19 protein-coding genes are annotated in these 19088 nt (G+C 60.8%); 6 read left to right on the top strand and 13 right to left on the bottom strand.

Annotated elements, in window-relative coordinates:
• Position 1: 1 nt before the first annotated feature.
• The gene (locus BEN47_RS04435) at positions 2 to 817 is read right to left on the bottom strand and encodes a TapB family protein (protein WP_125921497.1); all 816 of its coding nucleotides are present in this window, start codon (positions 815 to 817) and stop codon (positions 2 to 4) included.
• 188 nt (positions 818 to 1005) lie between these two features.
• Between BEN47_RS04435 and BEN47_RS04430 the strand changes: the two genes are divergently transcribed.
• The 3 genes from BEN47_RS04430 to BEN47_RS04420 all read left to right on the top strand — a co-directional run bounded on the left by BEN47_RS04430 (position 1006) and on the right by BEN47_RS04420 (position 2322).
• Positions 1006 to 1257, top strand: a complete 252-nt coding sequence (locus tag BEN47_RS04430; protein ID WP_070725534.1) for a hypothetical protein — start codon at positions 1006 to 1008, stop codon at positions 1255 to 1257.
• Positions 1250 to 1588 carry a hypothetical protein gene (locus tag BEN47_RS04425; RefSeq protein ID WP_070725531.1) on the top strand — a complete coding sequence of 113 codons (339 nt, stop codon included), beginning with the start codon at positions 1250 to 1252 and terminating at the stop codon, positions 1586 to 1588. The genes BEN47_RS04430 and BEN47_RS04425 overlap by 8 nt, the downstream gene beginning before the upstream one ends.
• A gap of 80 nt (positions 1589 to 1668) precedes the next feature.
• On the top strand, positions 1669 to 2322 hold the full coding sequence (locus tag BEN47_RS04420; protein WP_070725527.1) for a cytochrome c oxidase subunit 3: 654 nt from the start codon (positions 1669 to 1671) through the stop codon (positions 2320 to 2322).
• 86 nt (positions 2323 to 2408) lie between these two features.
• Here BEN47_RS04420 and BEN47_RS04415 read toward each other — a convergent pair whose 3' ends face one another.
• The gene (locus tag BEN47_RS04415) at positions 2409 to 4679 is read right to left on the bottom strand and encodes a T9SS type B sorting domain-containing protein (protein ID WP_070725525.1); all 2271 of its coding nucleotides are present in this window, start codon (positions 4677 to 4679) and stop codon (positions 2409 to 2411) included.
• Positions 4680 to 4879: 200 nt separating this feature from the next.
• Here BEN47_RS04415 and BEN47_RS04410 point away from each other — a divergent pair, with 200 nt between their 5' ends.
• A complete protein-coding gene (locus BEN47_RS04410) occupies positions 4880 to 6571 on the top strand; it encodes a M1 family metallopeptidase (RefSeq protein WP_070725522.1) in 1692 nt (563 codons plus the stop codon).
• A 46-nt stretch (positions 6572 to 6617) separates the two neighbouring features.
• Positions 6618 to 6959, top strand: a complete 342-nt coding sequence (locus BEN47_RS04405) for a T9SS type A sorting domain-containing protein (protein ID WP_070725519.1) — start codon at positions 6618 to 6620, stop codon at positions 6957 to 6959.
• Between the two features lie 236 nt (positions 6960 to 7195).
• Here BEN47_RS04405 and BEN47_RS21295 read toward each other — a convergent pair whose 3' ends face one another.
• The 4 genes from BEN47_RS21295 to BEN47_RS04390 form a co-directional block, all read right to left on the bottom strand.
• Positions 7196 to 7360, bottom strand: a complete 165-nt coding sequence (locus tag BEN47_RS21295) for a hypothetical protein (protein ID WP_158010845.1) — start codon at positions 7358 to 7360, stop codon at positions 7196 to 7198.
• A gap of 11 nt (positions 7361 to 7371) precedes the next feature.
• Complete coding sequence (locus tag BEN47_RS04400) at positions 7372 to 7830, bottom strand: hypothetical protein (RefSeq protein WP_070725517.1); 459 nt, start codon at positions 7828 to 7830, stop codon at positions 7372 to 7374.
• Positions 7831 to 8012: 182 nt separating this feature from the next.
• On the bottom strand, positions 8013 to 8453 hold the full coding sequence (locus tag BEN47_RS04395; protein WP_070725514.1) for a DUF2147 domain-containing protein: 441 nt from the start codon (positions 8451 to 8453) through the stop codon (positions 8013 to 8015).
• Positions 8454 to 9268: 815 nt separating this feature from the next.
• Complete coding sequence (locus tag BEN47_RS04390; RefSeq protein ID WP_070725512.1) at positions 9269 to 9862, bottom strand: C40 family peptidase; 594 nt, start codon at positions 9860 to 9862, stop codon at positions 9269 to 9271.
• 130 nt (positions 9863 to 9992) lie between these two features.
• Between BEN47_RS04390 and BEN47_RS04385 the strand changes: the two genes are divergently transcribed.
• Positions 9993 to 11813, top strand: a complete 1821-nt coding sequence (locus tag BEN47_RS04385; RefSeq protein ID WP_070725509.1) for a M61 family metallopeptidase — start codon at positions 9993 to 9995, stop codon at positions 11811 to 11813.
• 127 nt (positions 11814 to 11940) lie between these two features.
• On the opposite strand, the gene BEN47_RS04380 is transcribed toward BEN47_RS04385, so the two are convergent.
• The 7 genes from BEN47_RS04380 to BEN47_RS04355 all read right to left on the bottom strand — a co-directional run bounded on the left by BEN47_RS04380 (position 11941) and on the right by BEN47_RS04355 (position 18681).
• Positions 11941 to 13923: a KUP/HAK/KT family potassium transporter gene (locus BEN47_RS04380; protein ID WP_070725507.1), complete on the bottom strand. Its 1983-nt coding sequence runs from the start codon at positions 13921 to 13923 to the stop codon at positions 11941 to 11943.
• 98 nt (positions 13924 to 14021) lie between these two features.
• Entirely contained in the window at positions 14022 to 14780 is a 759-nt protein-coding gene (locus BEN47_RS04375; protein ID WP_125921496.1) for a hypothetical protein, read from the bottom strand.
• A gap of 6 nt (positions 14781 to 14786) precedes the next feature.
• Complete coding sequence (gene bamJ / locus BEN47_RS04370; RefSeq protein WP_070725502.1) at positions 14787 to 15416, bottom strand: BamJ family beta-barrel-assembly machinery protein; 630 nt, start codon at positions 15414 to 15416, stop codon at positions 14787 to 14789.
• Between the two features lie 228 nt (positions 15417 to 15644).
• On the bottom strand, positions 15645 to 15779 hold the full coding sequence (locus tag BEN47_RS22420) for a hypothetical protein (protein ID WP_262490377.1): 135 nt from the start codon (positions 15777 to 15779) through the stop codon (positions 15645 to 15647).
• Between the two features lie 93 nt (positions 15780 to 15872).
• Positions 15873 to 16457 carry a pseudouridine synthase gene (locus BEN47_RS04365; protein ID WP_070725500.1) on the bottom strand — a complete coding sequence of 195 codons (585 nt, stop codon included), beginning with the start codon at positions 16455 to 16457 and terminating at the stop codon, positions 15873 to 15875.
• Positions 16458 to 16486: 29 nt separating this feature from the next.
• Positions 16487 to 17575, bottom strand: coding sequence for an OmpA family protein (locus BEN47_RS04360; protein WP_070725498.1), 1089 nt, complete (start codon positions 17573 to 17575; stop codon positions 16487 to 16489).
• A 236-nt stretch (positions 17576 to 17811) separates the two neighbouring features.
• A complete protein-coding gene (locus BEN47_RS04355) occupies positions 17812 to 18681 on the bottom strand; it encodes an aldo/keto reductase (protein ID WP_070725495.1) in 870 nt (289 codons plus the stop codon).
• Positions 18682 to 19088: the final 407 nt, after the last annotated feature.

Genomic DNA, 19088 nt, shown 5'->3' with positions numbered 1-19088 from the left:
GCTAGTGCTTCGACAACAACCGGGTTTGCACTAGCTTACCGCGGTTGTCGTACTGCTCGGTTTTAACGATGCCCACGGCAGGGTCGTAGTAATCAACCTGGCGACCAGTGTTTTTGAGCACCAGGTCGGCGCGGGCGGCGGTCGATACTTCGCGCTGGCTCTCTACGGGGTAGCAGCTGAACGTGCCGGCCGGCACCCTAACCGACACCCGCTCGCCACTCACCTTGCGCTGGCGCTGGGTGGTTTCCACCTTGGCAATGGCTACCGACGGGCTGCTCACCTGCACCAGCACGCCGCCGTTGGGCAGCTTGCTGCCCGTGGCGGGCTGGTTGGGCCAGGCAATGGGCGTGGCTTGGTAGTTGAGGCGCCGGTTGTTAAAAGACTCGAGGGCATCGTAGTTGATGATGCTTAGTCCGTCGGTGAAGGTGGTGTCGTTGCGGCAGAAGAAGGTGAGGTCCTGCTGGGCAAGCACGTTGTTGCCGGTATCGTAAAGGCCACTTTTTACCTGCACACTGGCAATGGCCGTAGCCTTGCCCTTCTTGCTGGTCACCGAGCTGATGCCGACTTTGACCACGCGGTAGCGCCACGTGCCCAGCGCCTTGCCTTTGCCGTCCAGAAGCTGGTACTCCAGGTTTTGGCCGGGGCGCATGTTAAATGCGGTGGTGCAGGTGGCAGCTTTCTCGCTGATGGGCTGCGAAGCACTTTTAGCGTGTGGGGCGCGGGACTTGGCCAGGGAAGCCTCCTGGCCCCAGCTGGGAGTGTAAAGTAGAAGCGAGCAGGCGGTGGCGCACAAGGGCCAGGTTCGAAAGAGGGACATACAGTAAATTTTAACGAAATAAGGACAACTTAACCGAAGTCGGGGAGGGGCCTTACCACCACAATTCGGCAACCCCGGGCTTTCCGTTGCGTTAAGCAAGCCCAAGGTCGTACTTTGCGGCCACCTCATGCGGCAGCGGCTACCACAGCCTTACGGCCGCTTTTAACTTTCATTCCCTAACAGCAACCATGCCTGATTCTTCGTCTACTAACTGGGCCGATGCGGCCGCCTCCCTGCTCGGTAAGCTTTCGGGCGGGGTGGAACTAAGCTGCGCATTCGAGCAAATGGAGCTGCAAGTGCCCAATCCGCAAAACCCCACCGCCCCCGCCGCTACCTGGAAGCTGAACGGCTCGCTGCGCATCCGCACCCGTGGCGACCAGCCTGCTGCCGCCCCGGCCACGCCCCAACTGCCCGCCAGCGCTGCCCAGCCCGGTGCCTAGTTCCCTGGAGATAGAGGCCCAGCTCGTCATCACCTGGAACGGCCACGCCCTGCAGCTTGCCGCTGCCGGCACCTACCTCATCCTCAACATCCCCAGCCAACAGGTGCTTGACCTGCTCACGACGGGCCCACCCACGCCCCCTGGTGCGCCCAAAAGGGCGAAATCGGAGGGCCCGGACCCCATGCAGCAAATCAACGATTTGGCGCGGCAGCTGGGCTGGGTGCTCGATTTGCGGGTGGGCGGCAAAACCTACGTGACCTTTGGGGTGCAGCGCACGCCCAAAATCACGCTCAATGCCGTGTTGGGTAAAATCGGCTCATTTTTCAAGTAAAGGTTTTGTCCGGCAAAATTGCTCGCGGCTGCAACTAATTTGACTGCTAGTAGTTTGGGAGGAATAGTTCTTTCCGCCCGATGAAATCCGAACACGAATCCCGCAACCAGGTGGGTGCCCCGCGGCAGCCTTCTGCCTTTGGCCGCATCGAACGCCTGCCGCCGTTGGTAATGGCCCTTTACCTGGCCCTGCTCGGCATCACCGTCATGTTTGCCATGCTGCTGGTGGCGTATGTGAGCGCGCGGCTGCGCAGCGGTGCCCCGACGGGGCTGCATTCCCTGCCCCGCTACTTTTCCATCAGCACCATTGCGCTAGTTATAAGTAGCTTCACCATCGGGCAGGCCCGGCGCCTCTATGCCCAAGACGACCTACCCACGCTGGCCCGCTGCCTGGGCGGCACGCTCATTTTGGGCTCCGTATTCGCGGGATTGCAGGTGCTGGGCTGGCGCGAACTCATGGCCAACGGCGTGCTCTTTCAGGGCGAGACCAGCAACAGCAGTGGCCAGTTCATCTACCTGATTTCGGCCCTGCACGTGGCTCACTTGCTCGGGGGAATGCTGTTTCTGCTCGCTATGATGCTCCGCGTTATTCACGCCAACCGCGACGCCGTGCGCACCCTGGTTTTCATTCGCAACCCCTACCAAGCCCGGCAGCTGCGGCTGGTGGGCACATACTGGCACTTTGTGGATGTGCTGTGGGTCGTGTTGTTTGCCGTCTTTCTGTTCCTGTATTAACCGTTGGCTGGTGGCTGGCGTGCACCAGCCCAGTAGCTGCGTAAACTCAGCTAAGAACCACTACTAAGCCCGCCGAAGGTGAAAACCTACGGAATAACCTCCAGCCAGCCGCGGTACTTGCGGCCGTCGGTGTAGGTCACGTAGTAGTAGTACACGCCGCCCGTGCCCTGGCCGGGCCAGCGGAATTCCCGGTCCGTTGACTCGTACACCTGCTGCCCCCAGCGGGTGTATATTTTTAGGCTGCCAAAGCGGGCATCGCAGAAGTTGGGCGGCAGGTCGGGCAGCCGGAAGTAGTCGTTTTGCCCGTCGCGGTTGGGGGTGATGACGTTGTAGAGCTTCACGGCCAGGGTGTCGGGGCTTTTCACTTGCAGCTGCACGCGCTGCACCTGCGGCAGGGGCTTGCAGGTGGCATCCACCAGCTGAAAGGTCACGATGAGGCTGCGGCGCAGGTTGGCGGCGGCACAGCTCACGTCCCAGGTAAACGTGCCACTGGCGGTGCCGGTGCCGTTCCTGGCCTCGAAGCGCATGCCCGCCGCAGCTAGGTCGAATCCTTCTTTTCCATCAATCGAGCTGCCCGTAGCCGTCAGCGTCAGACCGTCGCGGTTCAGGTCTATACCCGTGAAGGTGGCCGTGTAGCGCTGTCCCAACGGCAGCTCAATTAGCGGTATCTCGGCAGCTTTGGCCAGTGGCAGCGTAGAGGCCAAAGTAGGCGCTTGGTTGCGGTAGCTCACAATGATGGGTACGGTCACGCTGGCCGCCTGCCGCTCGTTGCAGGGCGACGTGGCAGCCGCGAACATAAAGTTGAAAACCGAGTCCGGCCCCACGGCCCGGCAGTCTACGCGCCACGTGAAGCGGCCGCGCCGCTCGGCCCCTTGCGTGCCCTGCGAGAGCGTGGCTCCAAGGTCGGCAGGGTTGAAGCCCCGCCCCGTCATTTCCAGCTGCACCGCGTCATTATCAGGGTCGGTGCCGATGACGTCGAAGCTGAGTAAATCGCCGATGCGGGCGCGTATTGGCAGGGTTGGAACGGCGGTGGTCGACAGGCGCGGCGGGGAATTGGGCGGCCGCATGGCCGTAAACGCCACCCGCACGGTGTCGCGTTTGGGCAGGCTGCAGCCATCGTCGCCCACCACCACGTCCAGCAAAAACACCTTGCCCTTGGTGTCAATGCATTCCGGAAAGCAGAGGGTGGCCGTGAGGGTGTCGGGTGCGCCGGGGCTGCGCACCGCGCCACTGGTGGCCGTGGTAAAATTGGGCAGCAGCCCCGAAAAATTGACCGCTTTTAACGACAGCGAGAGGCGGGAATTCCGGTCGGCGTCGGTGAAGAGCACGCGCACGCAGCGGTTGCCACCGGGCACCAGCCGCAGGGTGTCGCGGCCCGGGCGATAGGCCAACCGGCCCGTGGGCGCGGGCAGCAGCGCCAGGCTGGGTTTGGTGTTGATGGCGCAGTCCGAGCGCACCATCAGCTGGAAGTCGCGCCGGGTTTCACCAATTTTCTCGCCCCCGCGGTACTCCGTGCACCGCACCCCAAACACGAACAGGCCCTGGTCGGTGGGCCGCACCGTGAGGCGGCCCGTTTGCGCGTGGATGGCCAGCGTGGGGGCACCCGGAATCTGGTTGGCGGTGCTCAGCCCTGGCTTCCAGGTAATGAGGGGGTAGGGGGCGGGGCCGGCCGCGGCAGGCTTGGGCAGGTCCGAGAACGAATTGCCATTGAGCGGCGTCACCATGTCGTAGACCAGCGAGTCTCCGTCGGCATCCTGGCCCGCAAAATCGTAGTAAAACAGCTCGTTGATGCACGCGTAGTCGGCCAGCGGCGGAAAGATGCGGGGCGTGGAGTCGATGAAAGGCTGCCCGCGCCGCACCACGGCCGGAAACTCGAGGTAAAAAGCCTGCGCCGCGGTGTTGGGCGACTGAATGTTGCTGATGCTGTTGTTGCGGCAGCAGCGCTCCACGGCCACGTAGTAGCCCTGTGGGCTGTTGTAAATGGTAGGCGCCAGGATAATAGCCCGGCTGTACACCAGCCGCCGCGTGCTCAGCGTAGACTTCACGCAGGCCGGGTTGGTGTAGTTGACAAACGTGTTGTTCACCAGCGGCATCAACACATTAGCCATCCGCCGGTTGGTGCTTTTTTCGAAAATGCTGGCCGTCAATTCCCCGTCCAGGGCGCTGGGACTGCCGTTGGCGGCATCAAAATACAGGTTGAGCTGCAGCGTGTACGCATCTCCAGTGCCGTGCACCAACTCCATTTCGCCGCCCACAATGTGCGTGCCCCATGCCGGGCCGACGAGCACGAGCCAACTGCATGCAAACAGCACGATGGCTGACCATGCCGGGCCGGACAAGCGGAAATAAAAAGGCATCGAGCAGGGAAAAGGAGCGAACCAAATGCGGTTGAAGCCGAAATATACGGCCGTAAAATGCAACTACTTCAGGGCCGTCTACAGTTTGAGAACCGGCACCAGCCCCGTCCTTTGCCCGCGTGAACCGCCGCCTCCGCGGCAGTGCATTATATTACGTTGGCAAAGGCGCATTTCCTTTGTTTTGCCTTTCCGTTTCCTGCATGCGTCTGTCTCCCTACTGGCTTACCCTGAGTGTTTTAATTGCTACTATCGGGATTGCGCAAGCCCAGGCCCCGGTGCCGGGTATGCTGCCCCGGACCGTTAGCCAGGAACTGCTCACCGGCGGGCAGGTGTGCGCCACGGGCCGCGTAAAGTCGGCCCTGCGAGCCACCACCACCTCGGTGCCCCACCGCCGCAAGATGGACCGCTACGACGTGAAGTACTACAAGCTGGACCTGGCCCTGGAAAATACCTCGCTCAACGTGGCCGGGTCGGTGCTCATGCGCTTGCGGGTAGGCAGCCAGCCGCTTGATTCGCTGGCTTTTGAGCTCTACCAGGCGCCTGCCGGCTCGGCTGCCAGCGCCGCTAGCCTGCTTATAGATTCCGTGGTGGTGGACGGGCGCAAGTCGCCCGGCGTTCGGCACAAGGGCCCCGATGCCACCGCCAAGCTCGCGGTAGTAGCAACGGCCAATTCCTTGGTTGACGCCCGCATCTACTACCATGGCACGGCGCCGAGCGGGCAGTCGGCGGCCATCGGCAACGGGCTCAGCAACCGCAAAGACGTACATCTGGAACCCGTTAACGGCTCTCCAAAATTTCCATACAACGTCACCTGGTCGCTGTCGGAGCCGTTTTCGGCGCACGAGTGGTTTCCCTGCAAGCAGGTACTCACCGACAAAGCCGACTCGGTGGACGTGTGGGTGACCACCGCAGCCACCAACAAGGTGGGCTCCAATGGCGTGCTGGTGCGCACCGTGCCCGTGGCCGGCAATAAGGTGCGCTACGAGTGGAAATCGCGCCATCCCATTGCCTATTACCTCGTATCGGTGGCCGTGGCGCCCTACGTGGAGTACGTGAACTACGCCAACCCCGTGGGTGGCCCGCGCATTGCCATCGTCAATTACGTTTATAACCAGAGCTACCTCGACTTCTGGAAAAGCCGAATCGACCTGACGCCGGGCTTTATTGAAAACTTCTCGGTTCTGGCGGGGCTGTATCCTTTTGCCGATGAAAAATACGGGCACGCAACCGCGCCCATCTCTGGCGGCATGGAGCACCAGACCATGACCACGCAGGATGGTTTTTCTTTCACCCTCACGGCCCACGAGCTGTTTCACCAGTGGTTCGGCAACAACGTGACCTGCGCCAGCTGGGAAGATATCTGGCTCAATGAAGGCTTTGCGTCCTACGGCGAGTACCTGTCGCTGCAGGCCTTCAGCACTCCTGCCAATGCCCGCGGCTGGATGAACGAGGCCCACCGCCTCGCGCAGTTCAGCGGCGGCAGCTTATACGTGACCGACACCACGTCGGTGGCCCGCATTTTCGACTATTACCTAAGCTACAAAAAGGGCGCGGGCGTGATTCATATGCTGCGGTACCTGCTGAATGACGATGCCAGGTTCTTCCGGGCGCTGCGCACCTACCAGAGCCAGTTTCGCGGGGGCACGGCCCGCACCGCCGACCTGCAGCGGGTGTTTGAGGCCGAAGCGGGCCGGTCGCTGGACTATTTCTTTCGGCAATGGTACCGCGGCCGTGGCTACCCCACCTTCACCGGGCGCTGGAACCAGGGCGGCAACCGCTTCGTGTTGCGGGTAGACGAATCGGTTTCGCAACCGGCCGTGACCCCATTTTTCGAAACAGATGTCGACTACCTGCTCACCTTCACCAACGGCACCACCCAAACCTGCGCCTGAGGCAGTCACAGCCCCGCGAAACTTCGAGCTAACAGTCCCTGGCGAAGTGGCCAGCGTCGTAGTCGACCCCGACCAGTGGCTGCTGGACTTGCCCGCCGCTGCCCCAACCCGCGACAACACCCTGCTGGCCACCCGGCCCAACGCCGCCCTGCCAGCCCTGGGGCTGTACCCCAACCCCTGCCACCACGAGCTGAATTTGGTGGGCCTCGCCGCTGCCCCGGCTGCTGCCCAAGTGCGGGACGCCACGGGCCGGCTGGTGCTGCGCCAATCCGTGAGCGCCAGCCAGCCACAGCTCGACACGCGGGCCCTGCGGCCGGGCTTGTACTACCTGCTCCTAACGAGCGCGCAGGGCCAGCCCGCCGGGCGCGGGCAGTTTGTGAAGGAGTAGCGCTGTCACGCTTTCTTTCAACCAAAAAGAGCCCCTTTCAACATTGTTGAAAGGGGCTCTTTTTGGTAATTACTCAGCACTTGAAACCGTTCGTCGTCCTGAGTTGCGAAGGACCTTATCAACTAGCTGTCAATTGGAGGAAATGCCAATGAAGCAGTTGTGAGAAGGTCTTCGCAAGCTCAGGATGACAGACGGTTTGGGTTACTGAACAGTTGTTAGTAAAGAGACGGCATCGGCTAAAACATGGAGTGATACACCGGAATCAGTGCCTCGGTAGTCTCATTGGGGGGAGGCGCGTCAAGTAGTGCTTGCAGTAGCTCATCGAAAGAGCAGGCCGGCGTAAACCACGGCTCGAGAACGGCGTTGCTGGCGATGCGGATAAATACGGGCTGGTCGTCCACATCGACTAGGTCTATGGTAACCAGGCCAAACCGTTGGTTGCAGTGCCCGGTTTGGGGGAGTCGGTGGGGTTGGGCTTGAAAAACTGCTTGAGCGTGGTTTCAGTGTGGTGCTCGTGCTGGTTGGCCAGCTTGTCGGCACAAGCGCGGTGGTAGCCCAGGTTTACCAGCCGCTCGCCCAGGTGCTCAAAGAAGTGCCGGAAGTTGCCGGGCCCAATGCTGGCATGATACAGCAGCAGGGCGCCCTGGCTGCCCTGTTCCTGCACCAGCTGCACCTGGAAACCCCGGGTGCCCGCCGCGCCGCCCTTGCGCAAGTGGTACGCTTTGAAATACGGAGCGAGCCAGTTCAGGTACACACGCTGCGCTACCCAGCGGGCATGGCGCTTCGCCTGAGCGGGCGACAGCACCACCGCGTGCCAGGCCGCCGGAGCAGCCGCCTGGGGGCGAAACAGATTATGAATGAAGTTGAACAAAGCGTGCGAGAGAACTGCTGACGAAACACCCGCTTGGGTAAATAGTTTAGGGCGGATGCGACGAAAGCCACGTTTTAAGCCGCCCCCATTGCTCCGTTTGGCAATGGGGTGCCACAAACAAAGGCCGGCCCTTTGCGAAAAGGACCGGCCTTGCCAGTTGCGATGTGCAAGCCGGGCAGGTGTTATTTAACCCGCGTCCAGGTCTGGGATTTGCCGATGAGCGAGAAGCCGATGTAGCCCTTCACTTCCATGGTGTTGGCGTTCTCCATCTTCATGTAGCACGAATAGGATTTGCCGCTTTCCGGGTCGTAGATTTTGCCATCGTCCCACTTGTTGTCGTCGTCGTATTCAAAGCCCTGCATGAACACCATGCCCAACCGGGGGCGGCTCCGGAGCTTGGCGTTGGGGTTTTGGGTGTCGGTTTTGGGCTTGCCCGTAGCGGGGTCGTTGGGCACGGTCAGGCTCACGATTTTACCGCAGAGCTTGTCGCCGCACTTGTAAATCTCGAACGTGGCTTTCTTTTCCGAGTTGGTCCAAATCCCGAGGGGCGACATGGTCTGGGCGGAGGCCATACTCGTCAGGCCCAGCACGAGGGCGAAAACGAAGAGCAGTGTTTTTTTCATTTGTTGTTGAACGTTTGGGTGGAGTTGAGGAGAAAAGATAAGGCGAAATTTTTAGTGGGCCCGCTGGAACGGCTGACGTGGTAAAGGCAAGTTTACGGCCAAGTTCTGTCTTGCCTAAAAAAGGGGCGGTAATGGAGCACGGATACAAAAAAAGAAACCTGTAAATCAGCGCTAAAGCTATAATCCGGGCGGTTTTGTTGAAAAAAAACGCCGCAAATTTTGAACCTTAGTTCCCGCTATTAACTTTACCGCTCAGTAGTGAGTGCTACGGCCTTACCCAAGCAACCCTAAGGTGCTGGGCCGCGCGGGTGAGGTTATGTCGAACGTAAAGAAAGGAGGTACAAAATGTCTAGTAGTCCCAAACAAATCCTGCCAAGCCTGTCGAATGTCGTACGCTTCACCGCAGTACGCGCCTAACAACAGCTTCGTGGGGTAGCTCCTAAGGCTGCCCACATTCGGCCAGGTCTTATCTCTAAGGAGTGGACGCCGGAACTGTACCCCAGTTTCGCCGCTCGGTAAGATTTGAAGGATTAGATGCCTGGTTTGCCCAGCCGCCCTTTAGTGGGACGGCAGAGGCAGGCCGGGCATCGCTGCGTTTAAGGAGTTTAAAGGGTTGAATGTTGAATTCGCTGGGCTGGCGCGCACTGCGACGCGTGACCGGCTGGGCCGAGCCTGCGGTTCGCCGCCGAACGACTTGTGCTAGGGCCCAAGAAACCGCCCACCTCCGAGCCACAGGCTAGAACCCGTAGGTCACGCGTCGCAGACGCGCGCCAGCCCAGCGAATTCAACATTCAGCCCTCAAAACTCAACCCTTTCTATAGCACCCGCCGCACCTGCATGAAGCGCCGCTCGTAGTCGGTGCCCTCCACTTGGCTGATTTTTACGCCGGACTCGCGGCGGGCCGAGGAAGCGTGCACGAAGCGCATGGGCACCTCGCCCGGCCGCGTTATTACAATGCCCGCGTGGCCCGGCACGGTGCTGGTGGCCACGGTGCCGGTAAAAACTACGATGTCGCCGCGCTGGGCCTGGGTGCGCGGCACGGGCCGGCCCACCCCAATGAGCAGCGCCGTGGAGTGCGGCACCGCCACCCCAAACCGCGCAAAAGCGAACATGATAAACCCCGAGCAGTCGAACCCCGTGAGCGGGGAGGTGCCGGCGTAGCTGTACGGGGTGCCCCGCTGCGCGAGGCCAAAGGCCACAATGCTATCGGCCAGGCCTGCCGGGGGCGTGGCCGCGCTTTCGCGCACCACCGCAAAAGCCGAGGGCCGGGCCGCCGGGCGTGGGGCCCGGCCCTCGGTGGTGGCCCATATTGCGCGCTTGGCTGGGCCCCCCGCGGGGCCGTTGAGCCGGGGCAGCAGGAGCACCATGGCCGTAATTAATCCCACAAATACCATCCAGATGTACCGCATAAATTTTTAATGAGCAAAAGCAGCGCCAAGAGTAAGCGCGGCCTTTGTTGCTAACGGCCCCGACGCTGGCTAGGTTAAAGCAGGCGCTGGGGATTTACTTTGTGGTCCTGCTTTACCTCACAACCGTCTAATGTTTCAAAATTCAAAACAACTCTTTTGTCAGGCCGCGCTGGCCGGCTTGTTGGCTACCAGCCTGCCGGCCGCTGCCGCCCCCGTTGCGGCCGTGCCAACCCTGAAGTACACGCTGGCCATGCCCGCGCCCCAAACGCACTACTTTGAAGTGAAGATGGAGTTGGGCGGCTTTCCCACCGACTACACCGACATCAAGATGCCCGTCTGGACGCCGGGGTCGTACTTGGTGCGCGAGTACGCCAAAAACGTGGAGGGCTTTGAGGCCCGCACCGCCAGCGGCCAGGCCCTCGGCTTCGAGAAGATAAACAAGAACACCTGGCGCGTGCGGCACCCCAAGCAGGGGGCTTTCCAGGTGAGCTACCGGGTGTATGCCTTCGACCTGACCGTGCGCACGTCCTTCATCGATGGTGAGCACGGCTACCTCAACGGGGCCAGCGTGTTTATGTACCCCGCCGATAATAAGGCATTGGCCAGCACCGTATTGGTGCAGCCCGCGGCTGGCTGGGCCCAGGTGAGCACGTCGCTGCGGCCGGGGCCGGGCAAGTTTACCTACAAATCGAGCAGTTACGACGAGCTGGTGGACTCGCCCATGGAAATTGGCAACCATAAGGTGCTGGAGTTCAATGCCAATGGCACGCCGCACCAGGTGGCCATGTTTGGCAACTCCAATGCCGACGAAACCAAGCTGCTGGCCGACATGAAGAAGGTGTGCGAGGAAGCGCACCGCGTGGTGGGCCAGAACCCGCTCGACCGCTACCTCTTCATTGTGCACAACCTGGAGCGCGGCGGCGGCGGCCTCGAGCACCAGTTTTCTACCACCCTCGAAGTGGCCCGCAACAGCTACGGCACCGAGGCCGGCTACAAGTCCTTTCTGGGCCTGGTGGCGCACGAATACTTCCACCTCTGGAATGTGAAGCGCATTCGTCCGGTGGCCCTGGGGCCGTTCAACTACGACCAGGAAAACTACACCAACATGCTGTGGGTGAGCGAGGGCATCACCACCTATTACTCCAAGGTCATCAATCTGCGGGCCGGCTACACCACGCGCGAGGAATTCCTCAACGGGCTGGCTAACGACATCAGCAGCGTGGAAAACACGCCCGGCAACCGCGTGCAGTCGGCCGCGGAATCCAGCTTCGATGCCTGGATTAAATCGTACCGGCAGAACGAGAACTCCCGGAATAGCGAAATCAACTACTACGCCAAAGGCGACCTCATCGGCACCTTGCTCGACCTAAACATCGCCGAAGCCACCAAGGGCGAAAAACACCTCGACGACGTGTTCCGCCTGCTCTACGACACCTACTACAAGAAAGCCAACCGCGGCTTTACCGACAAGGAGTTTCAGGATGCCGTGGCGCAGGTGGCCGGCCGCCGCTACGATGAATTCTTCAGCAACAGCGTGTACGGCACCAAAACGCTCGACTACGCCACGGCGCTGGGCTACGCTGGTCTTGCCATCACGAGTGCGCCCCTTGCCAGCACCGGAACGCTGGGAGCTAATTTCAGCAACCGTACCGGCAAATTGCTCGTGGCCAGTGTGGTGCGCGGCGGCGCAGCCTGGGACGGGGGCCTCAGCCCCAACGACGAAGTGCTGCTCATCAATGGCGTAGCGCCCAGCAACGAATCGGCGCAATCGCTCATCACCAGCCCCGTGGGCACCGAGATGAAGCTGCAGGTCCGCCGCGACGGCCTCACCCGCGACGTCACGCTCAAAACCCTGGCCAACCTGGACCGCAAGTATCAGATTCAGCCCGTAGCGGCCCCCACCGCTGCCCAGCAGCGCGTGCTGGCCCGGTGGCTCGGCTCCGCCAAATAGGCGCCAATTACCGCACGCACCTTATTCACAAAGAAGGCCCCTTGCAATGCGCAAGGGGCTTCTTTGTGATAGACTGGATGGGTTTTATTGCGTTTCTACCTCGTGCAAACGGCGGGCTGCTTTGCCGCTAGTTTATCCGCTTCAGTGCTACTTCGCCAACGGGTGCAATCACCATGGGTACCTTTTCCACTTTCACCGACGACGTATCTAGGCCGAAGTACTGGTCTTCGGAGGCGATGAACTGCCGGATGTAGAAGTACGACTGCATCACGAGCTTCTCCATGGTGGGGAAGTCGTTTTCCACGCTCAGGAACTTCTCGAGCACCACGAAACGGAAGTCGCCGGTGACGTGCTGCTTGCTCAGCGACTCGTAGCGGGAGGTGATGTCCACTTCCTTGTTGCGCACCAGGTCCTCAATCACCTTGCGGAAGTAGAGGTTGATGCGCTGCTGCACCCGGAAGCCCAGCCGGAAATTGATGCGAAACACGTCGTCGGGTGCCACTTCGGTCACCTTGTACTCCATGGTGTAGGGCTGGTCGGTGGTTTCAACGTGGATGAACCAGTAGATATCCGCCCGCTTGGGCCGCTTCTGGAAGATGGAGTAAATGATTTTCTGCTCAATCTCCGAGCTGCGCTCCGCCGAAGTCAGGAACACGAGGTGGGTGGCGTATTTCGGAATGGACTCGTCGTCGCTCAGCTGCTTAAGGGCATCCACGTAGGGCTCCAGTCGCACAAATTCCGTCAGGCGGCGCTTGATGTAGAAGGCCTTCAGCCACACGTACATCACGGCCATGAGCGCCCCGCCAATGGCCAGCGACACCCAGCCGCCGTGCGGAAACTTCTTCATGTTGGCGATGAGGAAGGAGCCCTCAATGATGCCGTACAGGGTAGCAAACCCAATGACCAGCGGCAACGCGACCTTTTTAGAGCGCAGCCATACCGTGAGCAGAATAGTGGTCATGAGCATGGTGAGCGTAATGGCCAAACCGTAGGCCGCCTCCATGTTTTCCGACTTCCTAAAGTAAAGCACCACACCGATGCAGCCCAGCAGCAGCAGCCGGTTCATGCTGGGCACGTAGAGCTGGCCTTTCACGTCGGTGGGGTAGTTCAGCTTCACCTTGGGCCACATGTTCAGGCGAATGGCCTCGGCCACCAGCGTAAACGAACCCGTGATAAGCGCCTGCGAGGCAATAATGGCCGCAATGGTGGCAATGCTAATGCCAATAAGCAGGAACCACTGCGGCATGAGCGCGAAGAACGGATTTCGGTCGCCCAGCATCTTGCCCTCCTGCGTCAGGAGCCACGCGCCCTGGCCCAGGTAGTTGAGCAGCAGGGCGCTCTTCACAAAAGTCCAACTGATGCGAATGTTGCCCTTGCCGCAGTGGCCCAGGTCCGAATACAGTGCCTCGGCCCCGGTAGTGCACAGAAACACCGAGCCCAGCAGCCAGAAGCCCCCCGGGTAGCGCACCAGCAAATCATAGGCATAATATGGGTTGAATGCCTTGAGAATGACTGGATTCTGAATGACCCAGCTGATGCCCAGCACAGCCAACATGGAAAACCACAGCAGCATGATGGGTCCAAATGCCTTGCCGACAATCTGAGTGCCAAAGCTTTGCATTAAAAACAGCCCGGCAATGATGCCAATGACAATGTACACCACCATGTCCTGCGTGAGGCTGGGGTACACGTTCTTGAGCCCTTCAATGGCCGAGGACACCGAGATGGGCGGCGTAATCACGCCGTCGGCCAGCAGGGCCGCGCCGCCGATAATGGCCACTGCCGACAGCCACGCCCCACGCCGCCGCACCAGGGCGTAGAGCGAGAAAATGCCGCCTTCGCCGTTGTTGTCCGCGTTCAGCGTAAGCAGCACGTACTTTACCGTGGTTTGCAGCGTCAGGGTCCAAATAACGCAGGAAATGCCGCCCAGCACCAAATGCGAATCAACTAGGCCCGGCACCGTGCCGCTCTTGAGAATGGAGGCCATTACGTAGAGCGGCGAAGTGCCGATGTCGCCGTAGATAATGCCAAGGGCAATGAGCAGCCCCGCCCCTGAGATGACGGTGTGCGAATGTTTAGAGCTGGAAACTACTGGCGAAAGGTCAGACATTGGGTTAACCGGGGCAATGAGTGGTTTACGGGGCGCGAAGGTAGTAGATGAGACCCCGCCAGCAGCCTTACGGCAGCACGCTGAGAAAGGGGAAATGGCTAAGCAGAAAAATTTTCTCCGGGCGTATCGTAGCCCTCATGGTCTGCGGTGGCGGCAGCGTCCAGCTGAGCAGCCAAGCGTAAAGCCGCGTCGTGGGCGGCTAACTCTGCGGCGGCTTGCCGCGCGGCGTGGTCATGCACCCGAAAAATGCGGCGGTTGATTTCCGCCGTCAGCTGCTGCCAGGGGGCAGTTTCGCCGGGCAGGGCCACATTCACCACCTCACGGCCCAGCCGGAACAGGCGCAGGCGGTTGGTGCCCCGGTGGCCGTAGATGAGCAGCAGCGCCGTGAGCGTCATGCCCAGCATGGCGGGCCCGGTTTTCAGCCAGTTCTCCAGAAAGGCAATCATGACAGCGGCCAGGCCCAGGGCGCCCAGCAGGTACCACAGTATCCAGCGCACGTGCATCACATCAGCGCGCTCCAGCTCCCGCAAGAGGTAGAGCTGGCCGCGCACGAGGAGCGTGATGCCGGTGAGCTCCACCCGGTCGTCGGGGCTGCGCACGGTGGGCAGCGGCCCCAGCGGCTCCGGAGCGACTGGGGCCGCGAAGTATGGCCCTGGCCCGGCCACCGGCGGCCCAGCCGAAGCCAAAGAAGCCCCGGAAAATTGTTCCGGGGCTTCTGGTGGGGTTGGTTCAGCGGCTGGCTGAGCTTCGGGGTCGGTCATGGGCTCAGCAGCAGCCAAGGTGGTGGTGGGGCGCGTCCAGGTGGGCGCGGTGGGGCGGGTGGGGGTAGATGCCGTAAAACTGCCTGCTGCCCCCACGGCGCCTTAGTTTACTTTGATGAGCTCCACGTCGAAAATCAGGGCCGTGTCGCCGGGAATGTCACGGCCGGCGCCCCGCTTGCCGTAGGCTAGGTCCGATGGAATGTAGAGGCGGTACTTCGAGCCTTCGGGCATGAGCTGCAGGGCTTCTGTCCAGCCGGCAATCACGCCGTTCACGGGGAACGTAGCGGGCTGGCCGCGCTGGTAGCTGCTGTCGAACACAGTGCCGTTAATCAGGGTGCCGTGGTAGTGCGTGGTCACGGAGGAGCCCAGCGAGGGCTTCTTGCCGGTGCCCTGGGTCAGCACTTCGTACTGCAGGCCGCTGGGCAGGGTGGTTACGCCCGACTTGCTGGCGTTTTGGGCGAGGAAGGCTTCGCCTTCGGCTTTGTTGTTGTTCATGGCGTTGGGGTCTTGGTCTTGTTGGTCGTCATCGGCGCCGCCCATTGTCTCTTGCAATTGCTGCATGGCGGCCTGCATTTCTTCCTGGGTGAGGCGACTGGGCAGGCCCTGCATGCCTTCTTTGAGTGCGCCGGCCAGGGTATCCACGTCCAGGTCGAGGCCCTGCTGGGCGAAGTTGCGGGCCAGGTCGCGGCCAATAATGTAGCTCACCTGAGCTTGGTGGGAATCGAGGTTCATGGGCAGGAAAGGGGGAAGTGAAGCAACGGGCTTTCGTGCCAAAAGCACCGCCGCCAGTTAAAGAAGGAATGAACGGGTTACGCCGCTCGGGAACCAAAGTTCCAAAAGCCGCGCCGAACCGCCCCATACGGCCGAATTGGCTGACTACACAACAAAAAAGCCCGGCCATCGGGCCGGGCTTTTTGCCTTTTTTATTGCAGGGGGCGGCGCAAACCCATAATGTAGGGCTTAGCAGTAATGATGCTGGTCGTCGTCGCCGTGGAAGAAGAACGTCAGGTCCAGGTCGGCCAGTTTGGCAGCCAGGTAGCCAACGCTGCCCAGCAACAGCAGCGAGGAGAACGATAATGCGGTGGTCTTTTTCATAAATAAGCGTGAAATAGCCTAGTGGTAATTCCTGCGCAAAGATACGAAGAATCGCGCGGAAATGGTATGCATGCAGCATACATTTTCTTTGTGTTACCCTTCCAGGTCAGCCACTTCTACCACCGTGCCCGACGGCATGGTGCCCAGCAGCACGCCGCCCACCCGCACCCGTACCAGCCGCAGCGTGGGAAACCCCACGGCGGCGGTCATCTTCCGCACCTGCCGGTACTTACCCTCGGTGAGGGTGATGGAAACCCAGGAGGTGGGCCCGTGCCGGTCGTCCCGGATTTTGCGTGAGCGGGGCGCGAAGGCAGGAGCGAAGTCCAGCCGAAACGCCGTGCACGGGCTGGTTTGGTAGCGCACGTTGTGAATGCCGATTTCCACGCCGGTCTGCAGGCGAGCCAGGGCTTCGTCGTCAATGAGACCGTCTAGCTGGGCGTAGTATTCCTTCTCCACTTTCTTGCTGCGGATGTGTTCGCTCATGCGCCCGTCGGTGGTGAGCAGGAGCAGGCCTTCGCTGTCCTCGTCGAGGCGGCCAATGGCCATGATGCCGGCTGGAAAATCATGAAACTCGCCCAGCTTTTTCTTCTTGGCTTCGCCCACAAACTGGCTGAGATAGCCGTAAGGCTTGTGAATAAGAAAATGGCGGTGGGCAGGCTTTTCAACGCTGGGCAACATACTGCTGGGTAACATACTATTTGATAAGATTATGGCACGCCCTGCACTTCTACGCGGCGGTTGCGGGCATCGGGCGAGGAGTGCAGCGGCCGGGAGTCGCCGTAGCCCACGGTGCTGATGCGCTCCGGGGCAATGCCCGCTTTCATCAGGTAGGCTTTCACCGCTTGGGCGCGCTGCTCCGATAGCACCTGGTTCTTGTCGGACTCCCCGACTTTATCGGTATGCCCCGCCACCCTTACACGCAGGAGGGGACGAGCCAGCAGCTCCGCCGCAAGGCGGCTTAGGGCTGGAATGCCTGCGGGCAGCAGCTCCGCGGTGCCCAGCCCGAACAACACGGTGGGCAGTACCACCGGCGTGGGCGCCACGATAAAAGCCGGCGGCCGACGCGCGTTGTTGGGCTGAGCAGGAGGCGTTGGAGCGGGCTTGCGCGCCGAAATCGGTGGCACGGAAGCCGGCCGCCGGGGTGCTGTGCCCATTACTTGGATGGTGATGGGCACGACGGGGCTTTCGCTGGTGGGGTAATAATTTTGAGTGAGGTAGAAGGTGGTGGTTTTGCTGAGGGTGGCGCGGTAGGTGTTGCCGGCCGCTATGGGTTGCTTGAGGGCTGCATCGGCGTACCAGAGCACGTTGCGGCCCGTTACGCGGTGCGTGTTGGTGATGCGGGCTTTCACCGTGCTGGGCGATTTTAGCTTGATGCGGTAGAAGGTGAAAGTGCCGTGGTCGCAGTCGAATACGGGGCGGTAGGTGGCGCGGCCGGTGAGTTTCTCAAGCGCGGCGTCGTAGGTGAGGGTCATGGCCCCGTCGCACCAGTAGCTGGTTTGGGTCTGGCCGGTCTCGGTGAGCTTGCGCTGGTGTTCCAGCCGTATTTCAGGGCCGGTTTGGTTTCCCCGCATCTGGAACGTGACCGACAAGCCCGGCGTGCCGCCCACTTCCTGATAGAGCACGCCGAACAAGCCCTGCGTCTGGCTTTTTTGCAGCCGGAGCACCGCGGGCCAGTTCTCGCCGTCCTCGCGCGTGTCGGTTTCCACGCCCTGCCAGGTGCCCGTCAAGGTTTGGGCGTGGGCGGGCGCGGCCAAAAGCAACAAGATGGCGATGCCGTACCAAAAGCTGCGTTTCATGAGTGCGAAAGTAAATTCTGATTGAGCAGTGAAAAACCAAGCCTCGACTTTCTGAAACAAAAAAAGTTTGTAGAAAGGCCTTCTGTTACGCAGTGTTTTGGTTAAGCTACTGCCGTACTGCGTATTCTTGGAAAAGGATTTGCCCGATTTTAATTTTTGGACCAAAGCCCCCAGACGAAACCGGGAAACGCCAGCCACCATACAGGATGTCCCGGCCCACGTTCAGTCTGCGCGGGCTACCCCAGATACGCCATATCCTCAGCACTCAGCCGGATATCTGCGGCCTTGAGGTTTTCCCGCAAGTGCGCCAGCGATGAGGTGCCCGGAATGGGCAGCAGCCAGGGCGACTTGTGCAGCAGCCAGGCAATGTTCAGTTGCGCTGGGGTGGCCTTGTGCTTTTGGGCAATTTCGGCCAGCTTGTAGCCGACGTTGGGTAGGCCATGTACCAGCGAGAAAAAGGGAATGAGCGGAATGCCGTGCTGCTCACACAAATCCAGCACTTCTTCGCCGCCGGGGTTGGCGCTGTGGGGCAGCTGCACGGTGGTGCGCTGGCCGTAGCTGTACATGTTTTCCACGGTGGCAATAGGTCCGAGCTGCAGTCCGGTTTCCAGCTCGGCGCGGGTCACGTTGCTCAGGCCCACGTGCTGAATTTTGCCTTCCTTCTGCATCTCGAACATGGCCCCGAGCTGCTCGGCCAGCGGCACTGTGCCGGGGCCCATTAGCCGCAGGTGCACCAGCTGGATTTGCTCCTGCTTCAGGGTCCGCAGGTTGTTATCGATGCTGGTGCGCAGGTTTTCAGGCGTGTTGAAGGGCACCCAGCTTTTGTCGGGCTTACGGGTGGCGCCCACTTTCGTGCAAATGACCAAGCCGGCCGGGTAGGGATGCAGGGCTTCGGCAATCAGCCGGTTGGTCACGTCCTCGCCGTAGTAGTCGGCCGTGTCGAGGAAGTTGACGCCCGCGGCTACGGCGGTTTTCAGGATTTCCAGGGCTTCGGGGCGGTTGGCGGGTTCGCCCCAGATATCGGGGCCGGTGAGGCGCATGGTGCCGTAGCCGAGGCGGGAAACGGTGAGGGGGTGGGCGGTGTTTTGGGCGATGGTGATGGTCATGGGAATGTAGTCAGGTAGAGGGCTGATTTATTTTAGAGCGGTTCCGTAAGTGGTTTTCAGGCGCGAAGCGCGAAGCGGTGCTTCGCGTATTCAAACGCCTTCCAATGGCGCGAAATCGTCAAGCACCGCTTCGCGCTACTGGCTCGGGGCCCTGACATTGCTTCGGTTTCCCGGTTAACAACTGCTGGTGGTGAATTGTCAGCCGGGGCGCCGGCGGCGTGTTGCCAGCTGTTAATTAACCCAAGTTGCGGATTACAATAGGCATAAAAAAAGTCTGCTCGGCAGAGCAGCAGTAGGTTTAAGGTCTTTGACCTCCTCATTCCTGCTGAAACCATGCGCGAACAGACCATCGCAATGTACTGCTTCCTCGACGATTTGCTCACCCGGACCCGCCCCGTTTGGGCGCG

The organism is Hymenobacter lapidarius (assembly GCF_001816145.1).
Lineage (GTDB): Bacteria > Bacteroidota > Bacteroidia > Cytophagales > Hymenobacteraceae > Hymenobacter > Hymenobacter lapidarius.
This window is presented reverse-complemented; position numbering and strand designations above follow the sequence as displayed.